We start from the raw sequence: 16377 nt of genomic DNA on the forward strand, positions 1-16377 counted from the left end.
GGCGCTGCTGCAGCCCCTGATCGAGCGCGGACTGCGGGCCCAACTGCGCACCGCCAGCCTGCTGACGGGTCTGCAATACGTGGCCCTGGATTTCTTCCCCGGTGAAGCGCACGCGGTGCCGAAGATTCCGGGCGACATTTCCAGCAGCAAAGGATTCCTGGTGCCCACTGTCCAGGGGGATTTTGACCGCCTGCAGGGCCAGGTCAGCAATATTGTCGCCAAGCTGGACAAGGTGCCGATCGAGGCGATCGGACGGGATTTGCGGGGCAGTCTGGAGGCGCTGAACCGCCTGCTGCGCCGTCTGGATACCCAGGTGGCGCCCGAGGCGAGCCGCGCCCTGTCATCGGCCAGTGCTTCGCTGGATCGCGTCGGAGCGGCGCTGGCCCCCGATGCACCCCTGCTGGGTGGCGTGCGCGATACCCTGGGCGAACTGGGCCGTGCGGCCCGCGCCTTGCGGCTGCTGGCCGATACGCTGCAGGCGCGTCCCGACGTCCTGATCCGGGGGAGGGCGCCCGATGAACTGCATTGAACACAGGATGGGGACCATGCCATGCGACGGATGATACTGACCTGGCTGCGCCTGCTGGGCCTGGCTGTTCTGCTGGCGGGCTGCGCGGCGGCACCGCCGCGTCACTACAGCCTTGCGGCCCCCGCAATGGTTCAGGCGGCGTCCTCCGGCGCTGCACGGACACCGGGGGCGGGCCTGCTGCTGTCGGTGGCGCGGATTCCGGTCGAAACCGAGCGCCCTCAGCTGGTGGTGCGCGCCCCGGGCCGGGATCCGGCCGTGCAGGTACTGAACGATTCGCTCTGGGCTGCGCCGTTGAGCGATCAGATCCGCGATGCGCTGGCTTTGGGGGTCAGCCACCGGCTGGGCGTCGTGGATCTGCGCCGCCTGCCGGAGGCGCAGTCCCAATTCCGCTCGATCCGGCGCGTGGATGTGCGGATCGATCGGTTTGACATGGTCTGGGGCCACTTCGTGGCGCTGGACGCGGATTGGACGGACCGGGCGCCGGACGCCGATCATGTCCGTCTGTGCCGGGCTTCGGTTCGCCTGCCTGCTGACGATGGGGTCGCGGCACTGGTAGAGGCTCAACGCCAGGCGCTGGGGCTTCTGGCAGCGCTGATCGCGGATGCGGCATTGGGCCAGCCTGTCGATTTACAAGGAAAAACAACCGTGTCAGAATTCGGTTGCACCTGACCTGTTCCGGGTTAGCCATAATGGCAGAATCAGGTGCAACCTTTTAGCATGACGCCTGATCCGGGCTGGATTGCCAGCCGGCATTGTCACTGTGGAATACCTCGAACATGGCTACTGTAACCTTGGGTGTGAAGGTCGATGAGGCGCTGCGCGAACGTCTGCGGGCGCTGGCGGAATCACTGGGCTGCACGCCCCACTGGCTGCACAAACAAGCGCTGCTGAACTACATCGAGGCGATCGAGCGCGGTCAACTGCCCGCCGAGATCGATCGTCGCGCGGATGCCGAATCTGCCGAAACCCCGGCCGAACCCGAACCCTTGGCGCCATTTCACGAATTTGCCCAGGAAGTCCAGCCGCAATCGGTGCTGCGTGCCGCGATCACGGCTGCGTACCGCCGTCCCGAACCCGAATGCGTGGCCATGCTGCTGGATCAGGCCGAATCCGTGCAACCCGAGCAGGTCGAAGCCCTGGCACGCCGCCTGGTCCAGACTTTGCGCGACAAGCGCAAGGGCGGCGGGGTGGAAGGCCTGATCCAGGAATTCTCGCTGTCCAGCCAGGAAGGCGTGGCGCTGATGTGCCTGGCCGAGGCCTTGCTGCGCATTCCCGATCAGGCCACCCGCGACGCGCTGATTCGTGACAAGATCAGTCATGGCGACTGGCGCGCGCATGTGGGTGAATCCCGCTCGCTGTTCGTCAATGCAGCCACCTGGGGCCTGCTGGTGACCGGCAAGCTGGTCAGTGTCAACAGCGAACAGAACCTGTCCCAGGCCCTGACGCGCCTGATCGCCAAGGGCGGTGAACCCCTGATCCGGCGCGGCGTGAACATGGCCATGCGCTTGATGGGCGAACAGTTCGTCACCGGGCAGACGATTTCATCGGCCCTGGCCAACAGCCGCAAGTTCGAAGACATCGGCTTTCGCTATTCCTACGACATGCTGGGCGAGGCGGCCACCACGGCCCAGGATGCCGAGCGCTATTACCAGTCCTACACGCAGGCCATCCATGCCATCGGCAAGGCATCCCAGGGCCGCGGCATCTACGAAGGCCCAGGCATTTCCATCAAGCTGTCGGCATTGCACCCGCGCTATTCGCGCGCGCAGCGTGACCGGGTCATGGAAGAACTGTTGCCACGCATGGTCGAACTGGCCGCGCTGGCACGTCGCTACGATATCGGCCTGAACATCGATGCGGAAGAAGCCGATCGTCTGGAACTGTCCCTGGACCTGCTCGAAGCCTTGTGCTTCGACGAGCGCCTGCGCGGCTGGAATGGCATTGGCTTTGTGATTCAGGCCTACCAGAAACGCGCGCCTTTCGTGATCGATTTCGTGATCGATCTGGCGCGCCGCAGCAAACATCGCCTGATGGTCCGCCTGGTCAAGGGTGCCTACTGGGATTCCGAGATCAAGCGTGCCCAGGTCGATGGCCTGGAAGGCTATCCGGTCTACACGCGCAAGATCCATACGGACGTGTCCTACCTGGCTTGCGCGCGCAAGCTGTTGTCGGCCCCGGAAGCCATCTTTCCGCAGTTTGCCACGCACAATGCCCAGACGCTGGCTTCCATCTACTACATGGCAGGCGAAAACTACTATCCCGGGCAATACGAGTTCCAGTGCCTGCACGGCATGGGCGAGCCTTTGTACGAAGAGGTCGTCGGCCCGGTCGCCAAGGGCCGTCTGAACCGACCCTGCCGGGTGTATGCGCCTGTGGGTACGCACGAGACGCTGCTGGCCTATCTGGTGCGCCGCCTGCTGGAAAATGGCGCCAATACGTCGTTCGTCAACCAGATCGGCGACCGCGACCTGCCCATCGATGCCCTGGTGGCCGATCCGGTCCGCAAGGCGCGGGCCGTTCATCCCCTGGGGGCTCCGCACGACCGCATCCCCTTGCCGCGTGACCTGTACCGGGCGCACGAGGACCGTGCCAACTCGGCAGGCCTGGATCTCAGCAACGAGCATCGCCTGGGGTCGCTGGCGGCTGCGCTGCTGGGCAGCGCGGCCCAGGCATGGCGTGCTGCGCCACCGGGCGAATGGCGCGACGAACGTGCCCGTGCCGTGCTCAATCCGGCAGATCACCGGGATGTGGTCGGACAGGTGATCGAAGCCGACGAGGCCGATGTTCAGGCCGCCGTGCAACGGGCCGAGTATGCGGCGCCGATCTGGCAGGCCACGCCGGCTGTCGAGCGGGCACAATGCCTGCGGCATGCCGCCCAGCTGATGGAAGATGAAATGCAATCGGCCATCGGGCTGATTGTGCGCGAGGCCGGGAAATCCTTTCCCAACGCCATTGCCGAAGTGCGCGAGGCCGTCGACTTCCTGCGCTATTACGCCGTGCGCATCGAGGAATCCTTTTCCAATGACAGTCACCGGCCGCTGGGACCCGTGCTGTGCATCAGCCCCTGGAATTTCCCCCTGGCGATTTTCACGGGACAGATCGCGGCTGCCTTGGCTGCCGGCAATGTCGTGCTGGCCAAGCCAGCCGAGCAGACGGCGCTGATAGCTGCCTATGGCGTGTCGGTGCTGCATCGCGCCGGCATCCCGGCCGACGCGGTCCAACTGCTGCCGGGCCGGGGCGAGACCGTAGGCGCGGCGCTGGTCGCCAGCCCGGCGGTCCGCGGGGTGATGTTTACCGGCTCGACCGAGGTCGCCCGGCTGATCGCAGCGACCTTGGCGGATCGGCTGGATGGCGATGGCCATCCCGTCCCCTTGATTGCCGAGACCGGCGGGCAGAACGCCCTGATTGTGGATTCGTCGGCCTTGACCGAGCAGGTGGTCTACGATGTGCTCAGTTCGGCGTTCGATTCGGCAGGCCAGCGCTGCTCGGCGCTGCGCGTGCTGTGTGTGCAGGAAGATTGCGCCGAGCGCACGCTGACGATGCTGCGTGGCGCCATGCAAGAATTGCGCGTGGGGCGCCCCGAACTGTTGTCCACCGATATCGGTCCGGTGATCGATGCCGAAGCCCGTTCTGTGATCGAGCGCCACATCCAGACCATGCGGGCGGCCGGCCATGCGGTCGATCGGTACCCGCTCGATGCCGAGCAGACACGCCACGGGACCTTTGTGGCGCCGACCCTGATCGAGATCGCCGACATCGCTGAACTGGAGCGCGAAGTCTTCGGCCCGGTCCTGCATGTGCTGCGCTATCGTCGGCAGGATCTCGATGCGGTGATCGATGCCATCAACGCCCGGGGCTATGGGCTGACGTTCGGTGTGCATACCCGCCTGGACGAAACGGTACGCCACGTCACCGACCGCATCCATGCGGGCAATGTCTACGTGAACCGCAACATCGTCGGCGCGACCGTGGGCGTGCAGCCCTTCGGTGGCGAGGGTCTGTCGGGCACTGGCCCGAAGGCCGGTGGCCCCCTGTATCTGCATCGTCTGCTGGCCGACATGCCCAGCGGCCTGCCGGTCGAGGGTGTGGTGGGCAAGGGGGCTCGGCCATTGACGCTGCCCGGACCGACGGGCGAGACCAATCAGTACTACTTGAAGCCGCGCGGCACGGTGCTGTGTCATGCGGTCAGTGCAGCCGGGGCGCAGGCGCAGCTGGAAGCCTGTCATCGCACGGGCAACGACATGCTGTGGGTGGATTGTCCCGAAGCGCGTGCCTTCCATGCGGCGCGTCCGTCGGGTGCGGCAGTCCGCTGGGTGGCGGCCGACGCCGCCGTGACGGCTGATTTCCAGGCCGTGCTCTACGAGGGCGATAGCGACAGTCTGCAGGAATTTTCACGCGCGATCGCCGGCCGTCCAGGTCCGATCGTCCCGCTTCTGGCCCGCCGCAGCGACGAACTGGCCGCTGGCAAGACCTACCCGCTGGAAATGCTGGTCCGCGAGGTCTCGGTGTGCGTCAACACCGCTGCCGCCGGCGGCAACGCCAGCCTGATGATGGTTGGATGAGACAGGACACGAAAGAGTCCCTGCGGACTCTTTCGTGCCTGTCGAATCCGAGCCGCTTGCAAGCGGCGAGGTGGAGGGATGCTGCGGCTTGAGACCGTCGTGCCTGTCGAATCCGAGCCGCTTGCAAGCGGCGAGGTGGAGGGATGCTGCTGCTTGAGACTGTCGTGCCTGTCGAATCCGAGCCGCTTGCAAGCGGCGAGGTGGAGGGATGCTGCGGCTTGAGACTGTCGTGCCTGTCGAATCCGAGCCGCTTGCAAGCGGCGAGGTGGAGGGATGCGCGATCGCTGCCGCTCAGTCCTGGCGCTCGGTGACCTCGACCAGGTGGTAGCCGAATTGCGTGCGGACCGGGCCCTGGACCACGCCCACGGGCGCGCTGAAGACGACCTCGTCGAATTCCCGCACCATCTGGCCGCGCCCGAATGTACCCAGATTGCCGCCATCCCGGCTGGAGGGACAACTGGAGTGCTCACGGGCGATGGCCGCGAAATCGGCGCCGCTTTCGATGTCGGCCTTCAGTTTCAGGCATTGTTCTTCGCTGTCGACCAGAATGTGGCGGGCGGATGCTTGGCTCATGGGAAATTCCTGTGTGATTGAAAGGGAGGGACTGCAGAGCAGGCCCGTTAGCATAACCCGGGCGGCATGCGAGGAAAAAAAGCGGCCCCTGCATGGGGCCAGACAGCTTGCGCTGGGCAAAATCGGGGTGGGTGCTCAGTGGCCCAGGTACGCAGCCTGGATCTCCGGTGAAGCAAGCAATTCGCGAGCAGAACCCTCGTGCGACAGTTTGCCGACTTCCAGTACGTAGCCGCGGTCGGCCAGCTTGAGCGCCATGCGCGCGTTCTGTTCCACGATCAGGATCGTGACGCCGCTGTCGCGCACCTCGCGCAGCACCTGGAAGATATTGCGCACGATGATCGGGGCCAGGCCCAGGCTGGGCTCATCGAGCAGCAGCAGGCGCGGCTTGGTCACCAGGGCACGGCCAATGGCCAGCATCTGCTGTTCGCCGCCCGACAGCGTGCCGGCCAGCTGGTCACGGCGTTCCAGCAGGCGCGGGAAGATGCTGTAGACGTGTTCGCAGCTGGCGTCGATTTCGGCGGCCGGGCGCGTGAAGCCACCCATGCGCAGGTTTTCTGCCACCGACAACGTGCCGAACACACGGCGGCCTTCGGGGGACTGGCCGATGCCCAGGCGCACGATGCGGTCGGCACCCATGCGGGTGATGTCGTGGCCGGCGAAGGTGATCTTGCCCGACTGCGGGGTGATCAGACCACTGAGCGTGCGCATCAGCGTGGTCTTTCCGGCACCATTGGCACCTAGGATGGCCACGACTTCTTTTTCCTGGACGTGCAGGGAAATGCCCTTCAAGGCTTGGATGTGGCCATAGCTGACGTGCAGGTCTTCGATCTGGAGCAAGGGGGCGGTCATGCATTCACCTGGTCTTTTACGGTGTTCATCAGCGGGTCGTCCTCGTCGTCGTCCTGGCCCAGGTAGGCCTCGATGACGAGCGGGTTGCTGCGGATGTCGGCGGGCTTGCCCTCGGCGATCTTCTTGCCGAAATTGATCACCACGATGTTGTCGGTGACGTTCATGACCACGCTCATGTCGTGTTCCACCAGGATCACGGTGATGCCTTTGTCCCGGATGGCGCGGATGGTGTCATTCAGGCCGGCGGATTCCTGTTCGTTCAGGCCGGCAGCCGGCTCATCCAGGATGATGAGTTCGGGCTCGGCCACCAGCGTGCGGGCCATTTCGACGCGGCGCTGGGCGCCGTAGGGCAGGGAAGTGGCAATTTCATGGGCCACATCGGCCAGGTCGAGCTGCTGCAGCACCGTCATCGCGCGCTCGATCAGTTCGCGCTCTTCGCGGCGCTGGGCTGGTGTGTTCAACAGCCCCTGCCACCAGGACTGGCGCATCCGCAGGTGCTGGCCGGCGATCACGTTTTCCAGCACCGTCATGTCCTGGAACAGCCGGATGGTCTGGAAGGTGCGGCGGATGCCAGCGGCGGCGATGCGGTGCGGTGCGAACCCCGTGATGTCGCGGCCGTGCCAGCGGATGTGACCGTCGGTGGGACGATAGACCCCGGTGATCATGTTGAACACCGTGGTCTTGCCGGCGCCATTGGGGCCGATCAGGCCGACGATTTCGCCGCGCCGGATCTTGAAACTGAGATCGTCGACTGCGCGCAGGCCGCCGAAACTGATGCCGATGCCGTCGAGTTCGAGCAGGACGTCGGCGTCATGGCCGGATGGCTGGGAAACAGCGGTATTCATATGACCCCCTTGCGAGCCGGCCAGATGCCTTGCGGACGCAGGATCATGACGAGGATCATCGCCACGCCGAAGGCCAGATAGCGGTATTGGGCGAATTCAGTGAAGATTTGCGGGACCACGAACATCATGGCCGTGCCCAATAGCACGCCGGGCACGGAAGCCTGGCCGCCGACCAGTACGATGGCAAAGAGCACCACCGAATCGGTGAAGCGGAACGAACCTGGGCTGACCGCCGACAGTTGCATGGCAAACAGCGTCCCGGCCAGCCCGGCCAGCCCGGCTGACAGGGCAAAGGCGGCGACCTTGTAGTTGCGGGCATTGACCCCCAGGGTGGTGGCTGCCAGTTCGTCATGCTTGAGGTAGCGGAAGGTGCGCCCCAGCGAAGATCGGTCCAGATTGCGCATCAACCACAGAACGATGGCCAGGACGATCCAGTCCAGGTAGAACAGATCGCTTTGCGTGCCGAACATGTGGCCAAAAAGGGTTGGGCCACTGACGCCGAACAGCCCGTCGGCGCCCCCGGTCAGGCCGAACAGATTGTTCTGCATGGCCAGCACGAAGATGGCGTTGAAGCCGATCGTGACCACCAGCAGGTAGTCGCCGCGCAGCTTGACGATGGGGGCCGACAGGATGGCGCCCAGGGCTGCCGCCAGCAGGATCGCCACCGGGATGGTCCAGAGCACGGGCCAGTTGTAGAACAGTGACAGGATCGCGCAGGTGTAGGCGCCGATGCCGAAGAAGACGGCGTGGCCCATGTCGTACATCCCGGCGCGTCCCAGCACGATATCCTGGGACAGGGCGACGATGGAATAGATGGCAAAGATGCCGCCGATGGTGATCCAGGCGGGCGACAGCAGCTGCGGGATCAGCAGGCCCAGAGCCCACAGCGCAGGGCCGGCCAGGCGCAGCACGCGGGCCGTGCCCGAGGGGGCTCGAGTGCTTGGATTGATGTGTTTGTCCATGGATTACACCTTTTCTGCGACGCGTTCGCCCAGCAGGCCGGTGGGACGCACCAGCAGGATCGCGATCAGCAGGGCGAAAGTAATCGCGTCCTGCCAGGAACTGGAAACGTAGCCGGCCGCAAAGGCGTTGAACAGGCCCAGCAGCAGTCCGCCCAGCATGGCGCCGGGAATGTTGCCGATACCGCCGATGATGGCGGCGATGAAGGCGCTCAGGCCATAGGACCAGCCCATGGTGAAATAGGTCTGGCGATAGTACAGGCCGATGAACAGCCCGCCGACCGCGCCCAGGACCGGGCCGATGATGAAGACCATGGCGATCACGCGGTTGACGTTGACCCCCATCAGGCGTGCGGCATCCTGGTCGATGGCAGTGGCGCGGATGGCGGTGCCGACACGGGTGTGGTGCACGAAGAAGTACAGTCCGGCCATCAGTGCAAAGGCGCCAGCGATGATCAGCAACTGGACGAAACTGAGATAGGCGCCGCCGATTTGCCAGGTGATGTTGGGCAGGAGGTCGTTGGGGAAGACCTGGACGTTGGGGCTCCAGATCAGCATGATGCCATTCTGGATCAGCATCGATGCGCCGAGCGCCGAGACCACGGCCGACAGGCGCGGTGCCTTGCGCAGGGGCTTGTAGGCGAACTGGTCGAGCAGCGTTCCGGCTACGGCGATCACGATCATGGCGATCAGGAACGCCAGGATCAGCAGGACTGGTGTGGACAGGCCGCCGAAGATTCCGGAAGTCAGGGTGGTCAGGCCGATGAAAGCGCCCAGGATGCACAGGTCGCCATGGGCGAAGTTGATCAGCTTGAGCACCCCATAGACCATCGTGTAACCCAGGGCGATCAGGGCATAGATGCCGCCGACCGTAACCCCGTTGATGAATTGCTGGAGGATAAAGTCCATCGATCGGTTTCCATGGAGGTTCCAGGCTGCCGTGACCTGCAGAGACTGGTCGGGGACAGCAGGTGGTCGCCGCGCCGGAGCATTCGGGATGGGTCTTCAGGCGTGCCGAAGATCCGCTGCGCCCTGGCATTCCGGACGGCAGGCCGCATTACGGTCTGCCGTCCGCAGGCCGGCGTGGCTTATTGGCGCGGGTCGAGTTGGCGCGGGTAGATGGTCTTGTAGCTGCCGTTGGCTTGGACTTCGAAGGCCGACATCAGGCTGCCGATGCGTTCACCCTTGTCATCCCAGGTGAACGGACCCGTCAGGCCCCCGAAAGGCTGCTTCAGGGTGTGCAGCCAGGGGATGAGCTTGGCCGTATCCGTGGACTGGGTGTCCTGGATGGCCGCCATGACGGCCCGCAGGCCATCGGCATTGGTCAGGGTATAGATGCTGGGAGGGGGCGCGCCGAATTCCTGGGTGTAGTCGGCCAGGAATTTCTTGGCGGCCGGATAAGGCAGGTTTTCCGGGGCCGGCACGTTGACGATGATGGCGCCCTGGGCCGCATTGCCTGCGATCTTGGCGAAGTTCTCGTTCTGGTTGGCGTCTCCGCCCACGAATACGGCTTCCATGCCCAGTTGCTTCATCTGGGCGCGGATCAGGCCGCCATCGGTATAGTAGCCCGAGAAAAAGAGCACATCCGGATTCTTGGATTTCAGCTTGGTCAGCACGGCGCTGTAATCCTGGGTGCCCGCATTGATGAAGTCTTCGGCGATGATGTTGCCGCCTTCTTTCTTGATGGCTTCTACCGTGGCCTTGGCCAGGCCGGTCGCATAGCTGGAATGGTCGCTCAGCACGGCGATGCGCTGGTATTTTTTGACCTTGACGAAATAGTTGGCCACGAATTCGGCTTCGTCGCTGTTGGGGGGCGCATTGCGGAAGAACGTTTTCCAGCCGCGCTGGGTCAGTTCGTCGCTGGTCCCGTCGGAGGTCTGGATGACGTTGGCAGCGGCATAGATCGGGGCAGCGGCCAGGGCGGCGCCGCTGGTATACGTGCCGATCACGGCAATCACACCGTCATTGACCAGTTTGCGACCGCAGATGGCGGCCTGCGAAGCCTTGCCTTCGTCGTCGCATACGATCACCTCGATCTGGCGGCCCAGCAGGCCGCCTGCCGCATTCTGCTGCTTGACCAGCAGTCGCACGCCGTTTTCGATGCCCTGGCCTTCGGCGGCGTATTCGCCGGTGATGGGGGCCTGCACACCGATCTTGATCGGGCCCTCGGCGGCCATCGCCGCGCCAGCGCCGGTCGCCAGCAGGATTGCTGCGGTGAGGGTGGAAAGTTTGGTCAGCCTGCTCATGTCTGGATTCTCCTTTATGACGGATCCAATCGCTTGATGGGTCGGGTAGAGCGTGTGCGATGATGCTGTCGGCCTCTTTCCGGGGGATCCCTTGTCTCTGTGGAAAGAAAGCCCGGGCCTGTCGGACCATGCCGCCCGAGGGCAGGCACGGCCGTGCGAGGTGTTTGGTTAACCCCGTCGATCGGGCTGCCTTGGTGACAAATAAAAAAGGGCAACCTGAAAGACGGGCGCAGTATAACCATCTGAAATCTTCGAGTGCAACCAGGGATATCGCTTAGTTCCGCACCCGCAGCGTTTCAAGCCCCGTCAGTCATTTTGGACCGACTAAATAATATATTGATAATATTTTCTAAAATAACTGGGATAAACCCTGAACAGCGCGGGCAAGTAGGGCTGGCAGTCAGGCCGGGCGAATACGCCCAGGAAAGCGCCAGATCATTCGATGAGGCTGACTGGGCACCGGCTGGATCCGGGGTCAGTGTCGTCCTGTGCTGCCAAAGCCGCCTTCACCGCGTTCCGTGGCCGTGTCGAAAGACTCGACCAAGTGCAGACCGACCTGCACGACCGGTTGGAACAGCAGCTGCGCGATGCGCTCGCCCGGCTGGATCTCATAGGGTGTGTCGCTGTCATTGGTCATCAGGACCTTGATTTCCCCGTGGTAGTCGGCATCGATGACACCGATGCCCTGGGCGACGCGGATGCCGTGTTTCAGCGACAGGCCCGAGCGCGAGGCGACGATTGCGACCAACCCTGGGTCCATCATGTTCAGGGCCAGCCCGGTGGGGACCGGCAGGCGGGCGCCGGGAGCCAGGCTCAAGGGTGTTTCCAGGCAGGCGCGCAGGTCCAGGGCGGCGGAGCCGCCCGTGGCGTAGTCGGGCAGAGGGATGGCGTCCGTGCCCAGCAGGGGATTGACGATGCGGGCCTGGATGAGTCGTCGTTGCATGGCAATGAAAATCCGTGGTGAGAAAGATCGGAAAGTGGCTCCGGAAAGAACCCGTGTGTCGGCTCGGGGTCGGGGCGGTCATGGATCAGCGGGGCAGGCGGTCGGCGATCCAGGCGATCAGTGTGCGCGCGGCCTGCAGCTTGGGTTGCCGGGCCAGGGGATGGGCCCCTTCGTCGTCGAAGATCATCAGTTCGGTGTCTTCTGCATCCATGGCGTCCTGGGCCAGGTTGCCGACGATGACCGGGATGCCTTTGCGCTTGCGCTTGGCCTGGGCGTGTTCGGCCAGGTGATCGGTCTCGGCAGCGAACCCGACGCACCAGGGGCCGTCGGGCAGCGCAGCGACCTCGGCCAGAATGTCCGGATTCTGGACGAAATCCAGTTGTGGCGGCTGGCCGCCGGGTTGTTTCTTGATTTTGGTGCCCGAAGGGTTGGCAATGCCCCAGTCGGCCACGGCCGCCACGGCAATGAACAGGTCGGCCCAGCCCGCTCGCGCCATTACGGCGGCATGCATGTCGGTGGCGCCGCGCACGGCGATGCGTTCGACCCCGTCCGGGCAGGGCAGTGCTGTCGGGCCGGACACCAGCACCACTTCGGCCCCAGATTCTGCTGCTGCCCGGGCCAGGGCATAGCCCATGCGGCCGGATGAGCGGTTCGTCAGCACGCGCACCGGGTCGATGCACTCGCTGGTGGGGCCGGCCGTGAGCAGCACACGGCGGCCCGCCAGTGACTTGGGCTGAAAGAAGGCGATCAGGGCGCGCAGGATCTGGTCGGGCTCCATCATGCGGCCCGAACCGGTTTCTCCGCAGGCCTGGGGGCCGGCATCAGGGCCGATCAGCGTCACGCCGTCGCTGCGCAGTTGCGCCGCGTTGCGCTGCGTGGCGGGATGAGTCCACATTTCGTGGTTCATGGCCGGCGCGGCCAGCAAGGGCACGGCGCCGCGCGCCACGCACAGGGTGGTCAGCAGGTCGTCGGCCAATCCATGGGCGGCACGGGCCAGAAAATCGGTGCTGGCCGGCGCCACCAGGACGGCATCGGCGCCGCGTGTCAAATTGATGTGCGCCATGCGATTGGCCATGCGTTCGTCCCAGGCGTCCACCCAGACTGGGCGGCCGGACAGGGCCTGCATCGTGGCGGGCGTGATGAAACGGGTGGCGGCTTCGGTCATCACCACATCCACCGTGGCGCCTTCATCCTGCATGCGGCGCAGTAGTTCGGCCGATTTGTAGCAGGCGATGCCGCCCGTCAAGCCCAGGATGATGTGTTTGCCCGACAGGTCCATGGGATCTCCTTCAGGATGAGCGCGCGCGGCGGGCACGCAGGATTTCGTCCAGGATCAGCAGCGCGGCCCCGCAAGTGATGGCAACATCGGCCAGGTTGAAGGCCGGAAAATACCAGTCGCGCCAGTAGAACAGCAGGAAGTCCACGACATGGCCGTGCATCAGCCGGTCGATGGCATTGCCCAGGGCGCCGCCCAGAATGCAGGTCAGGGCCGCGCACAGCAGGCGTTCTCTGGCATGGGTGTACAGCCAGCGCAGAATCAGCACGGCGGCAGCCGCAGCGATGCCGGTGAACAGCCAGCGCTGGGCGCCGCCGCCATCGGCCAGAAAACTGAACGCTGCGCCGGTATTGTGCAGCAGGGTCAGGTCAAAGACGGGCGGCAGCACGGGAATGCGTTGCGCGTAGTGCAGTGCGCCGGAGATCCAGGCCTTGGTCGCCTGGTCCAGCAGCACCAGGGCCAGCGCCCACAGCAGCCAGCCCGCGAGCGGCCGCAGGCGGGCTGTTCGCGGGGGTGCGAGTTCAGGCGTGGGTACGGGTTTCGCCATCGCCGTACAGATTGTCCGTGCAGCGGCCGCACAGTTCAGGATGCGCCGGGTCGTGGCCGATGTCGGCACGGTGGTGCCAGCAACGGCTGCATTTTTCATGCGCCGTGACCTGCACGTCGACAGTCAGGTCGCCGTCGCCGGCCACGGCCTGGGCTGCCGAGGTGATGAAGACGAATTTCAGGTCGTCCCCCAGGGATTGCAGCAGGGCCAGGTCTTCGGCCCGGGCCGTGATGGTCACTTCGGCCTGCAGCGAGGCGCCGATCCTGCCTGCGGCGCGCACGGCCTCGATATCCTTGTTGACCTGGTCCCGGATTTCGCGGATGCGCGCCCATTTGGCGCGCAGCGCCTCGTCGCCTTCGGGCAGCGAGGTGAAGGTTTCCAGGAAGATGCTGTCGCTGTCGCCGAAACAGCGCCAGGCCTCTTCGGCGGTGAAGGACAGGAACGGCGCCATCCAGCGCAGCAGGGCGTGGGTGATCTGGTGCAGGGCGGTCTGGGCGCTGCGGCGCGCCAGGCTCTTGGGCGCCGTGGTATAGAGGCGGTCCTTGAGTACGTCGAGGTAGAAGCCGCCCAGGTCTTCGGAGCAGAACAGCTGCAGCTTGGCGACGACGGGGTGGAATTCATAGACCTGGTAGTGGCCCAGGATTTCCTGTTGCAGCTGGGCCGCACGCGCCAGGGCGTAGCGGTCGATTTCCAGCAGGTCGTCGTAGGCCACGGCGTCCTGGGCCGCGTCGAAGTCGCTGGTGTTGGCCAGCAGGAAGCGCAATGTATTGCGGATGCGGCGGTAGCCGTCCACCACGCGTGCCAGGATCTTGTCGTCGATGCCCAGGTCGCCCGAGTAGTCGGTCGAAGCCACCCACAGACGGATGATCTCGGCCCCCATCTTGTTGCTGACATCCTGTGGAGCGACCGTGTTGCCCAGCGACTTGCTCATTTTTTTGCCCTGGCCATCCACCGTGAAGCCGTGGGTGAGCAGTCCACGGTAGGGCGCGCGGCCGAAGATGGCGGCTGCCAGCAGCAGCGAGCTGTGGAACCAGCCGCGGTGCTGGTCGTGGCCTTCGAGGTACAGGTCGGCCTCGGGGCCGTTGTCGTGGTGCATGGCCGGGTGTGAACCGCGCATCACATGCCAGAAAGTGGAGCCCGAGTCGAACCAGACTTCGAGGATGTCGGTGCTTTTGGTGTAGTGCCTGGCGTCTTCGGCGCCCAGAATGTCCTCGGCCGTTACGCGGCTCCAGGCTTCCACGCCGCCTTGTTCGATCAGGTCGGCCGCCTGGTCGATGATTTCCATGGTGCGCGGGTGCAGTTCGCCCGTGTCCACGTGCAGGAAGAACGGCAGCGGCACGCCCCAGCTGCGCTGGCGTGAAATGCACCAGTCGGGCCGGCCTGCGATCATGTCGCGCAGGCGGATCTTGCCGTTTTCCGGGTAGAACTGGGTCTGGTCGATGGCTTCGAGGGCGATCTGGCGCAGGGTCTTGGCGGGTTTCTGGGCCGGGTCGGTGAATACGCCTTCGCCTTCGTCCATGCGAATGAACCACTGCGCGGCGGCGCGGTAGATCACCGGCGTCTTGTGGCGCCAGCAGTGCGGATAGCTGTGGGTGATGGTGGTGGTGTCCAGCAGGCGGCCAGCGGCTTGCAGCGCGTCGATGATGACGGGCACGGCTTTCCAGATGTGCAGGCCGCCGAACAGCGGCAGGTCGTCCGCGTATACCCCGTTGCCCTGCACGGGGTTGAGGATGTCCTCGTAGGCCAGCCCGTTGGCCAGGCAGGAATTGAAGTCATCCAGGCCATAGGCGGGCGACGAATGCACGATCCCCGTGCCGTCCTCGGCTGTGGCGTAGTCGGCCAGATACACGGGCGAAAGGCGGTCATAGCCTGGGTCCACATGCGCCAGCGGATGCCTGAAGGGCATGTGATCGAGTTTTTCGCCTTGGGTCGTGGCAATGACCCGGCCTTGCAGTTTCCAGCGTTCGAGGCATTGTTCGACCAGCGCCGAGGCGACGATGAGCAGGCCGCGTTCAGTGTCGAGCAGGCTGTATTCCAGTGCTGGATTGACGTTGAGCGCCTGGTTTGCGGGGATGGTCCAGGCCGTGGTCGTCCAGATGACGATGAAGGCTTCCCGGTCGAGCCGGGCCAGGCCGAAGGCGGCCGCCAGCTTTTCGGGGTCGGCCGCCGGGAACATCACGTCCAGCGTCTGGCTTTGCTTGTCGGCATATTCGATTTCGAATTCGGCCAGCGACGAGGCGCAGTCGAAGCACCAGTGGACTGGCTTGAGGCCGCGATAGACAAAGCCGCGTTCCATGACCTTTTTCAAGGCGCGCAGTTCCAGCGCCTCGTTGGCGTGGTTCATGGTCTGGTAGGGGTGATCCCAGTCGCCCAGCACCCCCAGGCGCTTGAAATCCGCCATCTGCTGGCCAATCTGCTCGGTGGCGAAGGCACGGCTTTTGGCCTGCATTTCGTCGCGCGGCAGGTTGCGGCCATGCAGTTTTTCGATGGCGTTTTCGATCGGCAGGCCATGGCAGTCCCAGCCCGGCACGTACACCGCATCGAATCCTTCGAGCTGGCGGCTCTTGACGATCATGTCCTTGAGGATCTTGTTGACCGCGTGGCCGATGTGGATCTTGCCGTTGGCGTAGGGCGGGCCATCGTGCAGGATGAACAGGGGTTCGCCACGGCGGGCATCGCGCAGCCGTTTGTACAGGCCTTTTTCCTCCCATTCCTTGATCCAGCCCGGCTCGCGCTTGGGCAGGTCGCCGCGCATGGGGAAGGGGGATTCGGGCAGGTTCAGGGTGTCTCTATAGTCCATGGGAGGCAAAATAGTCACGAGCGCCTTGCGCATCCTGGCGGATGGCGGCGGTCAGGGAAGTCAGGTCGGGGAAGGATTCCTCGTCGCGCAGGAATTCGAGAAATTCGACGCACACCAGTTTACCGTAGGCGTCCACCTGCCGATCGAGGATGTGCGTCTCCAGCAACAACGTGCCGTCGCGGGTGACGGTGGGGCGTACCCCCAGGCTGGCGACCCCCGGCAGGGGGTGCGTATCCAGCCCGTGCACA

General features: G+C 64.7%; 13 protein-coding genes and 1 pseudogene. 3 read left to right on the plus strand and 11 right to left on the minus strand.

The genetic code is table 11. The features are described 5' to 3' along the window. The 3 genes and pseudogenes from RBR29_RS05810 to putA form a co-directional block, all read left to right on the plus strand. Positions 1–529 (plus strand): annotated as a pseudogene (locus RBR29_RS05810) (paraquat-inducible protein B); the annotation flags it as partial. 21 nt (positions 530–550) lie between these two features. Then, positions 551–1198, plus strand: coding sequence for a PqiC family protein (locus tag RBR29_RS05815; protein ID WP_320348021.1), 648 nt, complete (start codon positions 551–553; stop codon positions 1196–1198). Between the two features lie 107 nt (positions 1199–1305). Beyond that, positions 1306–5091 (plus strand): trifunctional transcriptional regulator/proline dehydrogenase/L-glutamate gamma-semialdehyde dehydrogenase, encoded by a 3786-nt coding sequence (putA, locus tag RBR29_RS05820; protein WP_320348022.1) that lies wholly within the window; start codon positions 1306–1308, stop codon positions 5089–5091. Between the two features lie 291 nt (positions 5092–5382). Here putA and RBR29_RS05825 read toward each other — a convergent pair whose 3' ends face one another. The 11 genes from RBR29_RS05825 to RBR29_RS05875 all read right to left on the minus strand — a co-directional run. Then, positions 5383–5664, minus strand: coding sequence for a peptidylprolyl isomerase (locus RBR29_RS05825; protein WP_320348023.1), 282 nt, complete (start codon positions 5662–5664; stop codon positions 5383–5385). A 135-nt stretch (positions 5665–5799) separates the two neighbouring features. Then, the gene (locus tag RBR29_RS05830) at positions 5800–6501 is read right to left on the minus strand and encodes an ABC transporter ATP-binding protein (protein ID WP_320348033.1); all 702 of its coding nucleotides are present in this window, start codon (positions 6499–6501) and stop codon (positions 5800–5802) included. A gap of 8 nt (positions 6502–6509) precedes the next feature. After that, a complete protein-coding gene (locus tag RBR29_RS05835; RefSeq protein WP_320348024.1) occupies positions 6510–7358 on the minus strand; it encodes an ABC transporter ATP-binding protein in 849 nt (282 codons plus the stop codon). Then, the gene (locus RBR29_RS05840) at positions 7355–8320 is read right to left on the minus strand and encodes a branched-chain amino acid ABC transporter permease (protein WP_320348025.1); all 966 of its coding nucleotides are present in this window, start codon (positions 8318–8320) and stop codon (positions 7355–7357) included. Before RBR29_RS05840 ends, RBR29_RS05835 begins: the two co-directional genes overlap by 4 nt. Before the next feature lie 3 nt (positions 8321–8323). Next, a complete protein-coding gene (locus RBR29_RS05845; RefSeq protein WP_320348026.1) occupies positions 8324–9226 on the minus strand; it encodes a branched-chain amino acid ABC transporter permease in 903 nt (300 codons plus the stop codon). 179 nt (positions 9227–9405) lie between these two features. Beyond that, a complete protein-coding gene (locus RBR29_RS05850; RefSeq protein ID WP_320348027.1) occupies positions 9406–10563 on the minus strand; it encodes a branched-chain amino acid ABC transporter substrate-binding protein in 1158 nt (385 codons plus the stop codon). Between the two features lie 475 nt (positions 10564–11038). Continuing rightward, positions 11039–11506: a dUTP diphosphatase gene (dut, locus tag RBR29_RS05855; protein ID WP_320348028.1), complete on the minus strand. Its 468-nt coding sequence runs from the start codon at positions 11504–11506 to the stop codon at positions 11039–11041. A gap of 85 nt (positions 11507–11591) precedes the next feature. Beyond that, positions 11592–12785 (minus strand): bifunctional phosphopantothenoylcysteine decarboxylase/phosphopantothenate--cysteine ligase CoaBC, encoded by a 1194-nt coding sequence (coaBC, locus tag RBR29_RS05860; protein ID WP_320348029.1) that lies wholly within the window; start codon positions 12783–12785, stop codon positions 11592–11594. A gap of 10 nt (positions 12786–12795) precedes the next feature. Continuing rightward, complete coding sequence (gene lspA, locus RBR29_RS05865) at positions 12796–13329, minus strand: signal peptidase II (RefSeq protein ID WP_320348030.1); 534 nt, start codon at positions 13327–13329, stop codon at positions 12796–12798. Then, complete coding sequence (gene ileS, locus RBR29_RS05870) at positions 13304–16129, minus strand: isoleucine--tRNA ligase (protein ID WP_320348031.1); 2826 nt, start codon at positions 16127–16129, stop codon at positions 13304–13306. The genes lspA and ileS overlap by 26 nt, the downstream gene beginning before the upstream one ends. Beyond that, the coding region (locus RBR29_RS05875) for a riboflavin kinase (protein ID WP_320348032.1) at positions 16119–16377 on the minus strand (259 nt) is incomplete at its 5' end. The genes RBR29_RS05875 and ileS, both read right to left, overlap by 11 nt.

Origin of the sequence: Castellaniella sp., from assembly GCF_034007085.1 — a bacterium.
GTDB lineage: Bacteria > Pseudomonadota > Gammaproteobacteria > Burkholderiales > Burkholderiaceae_B > Castellaniella.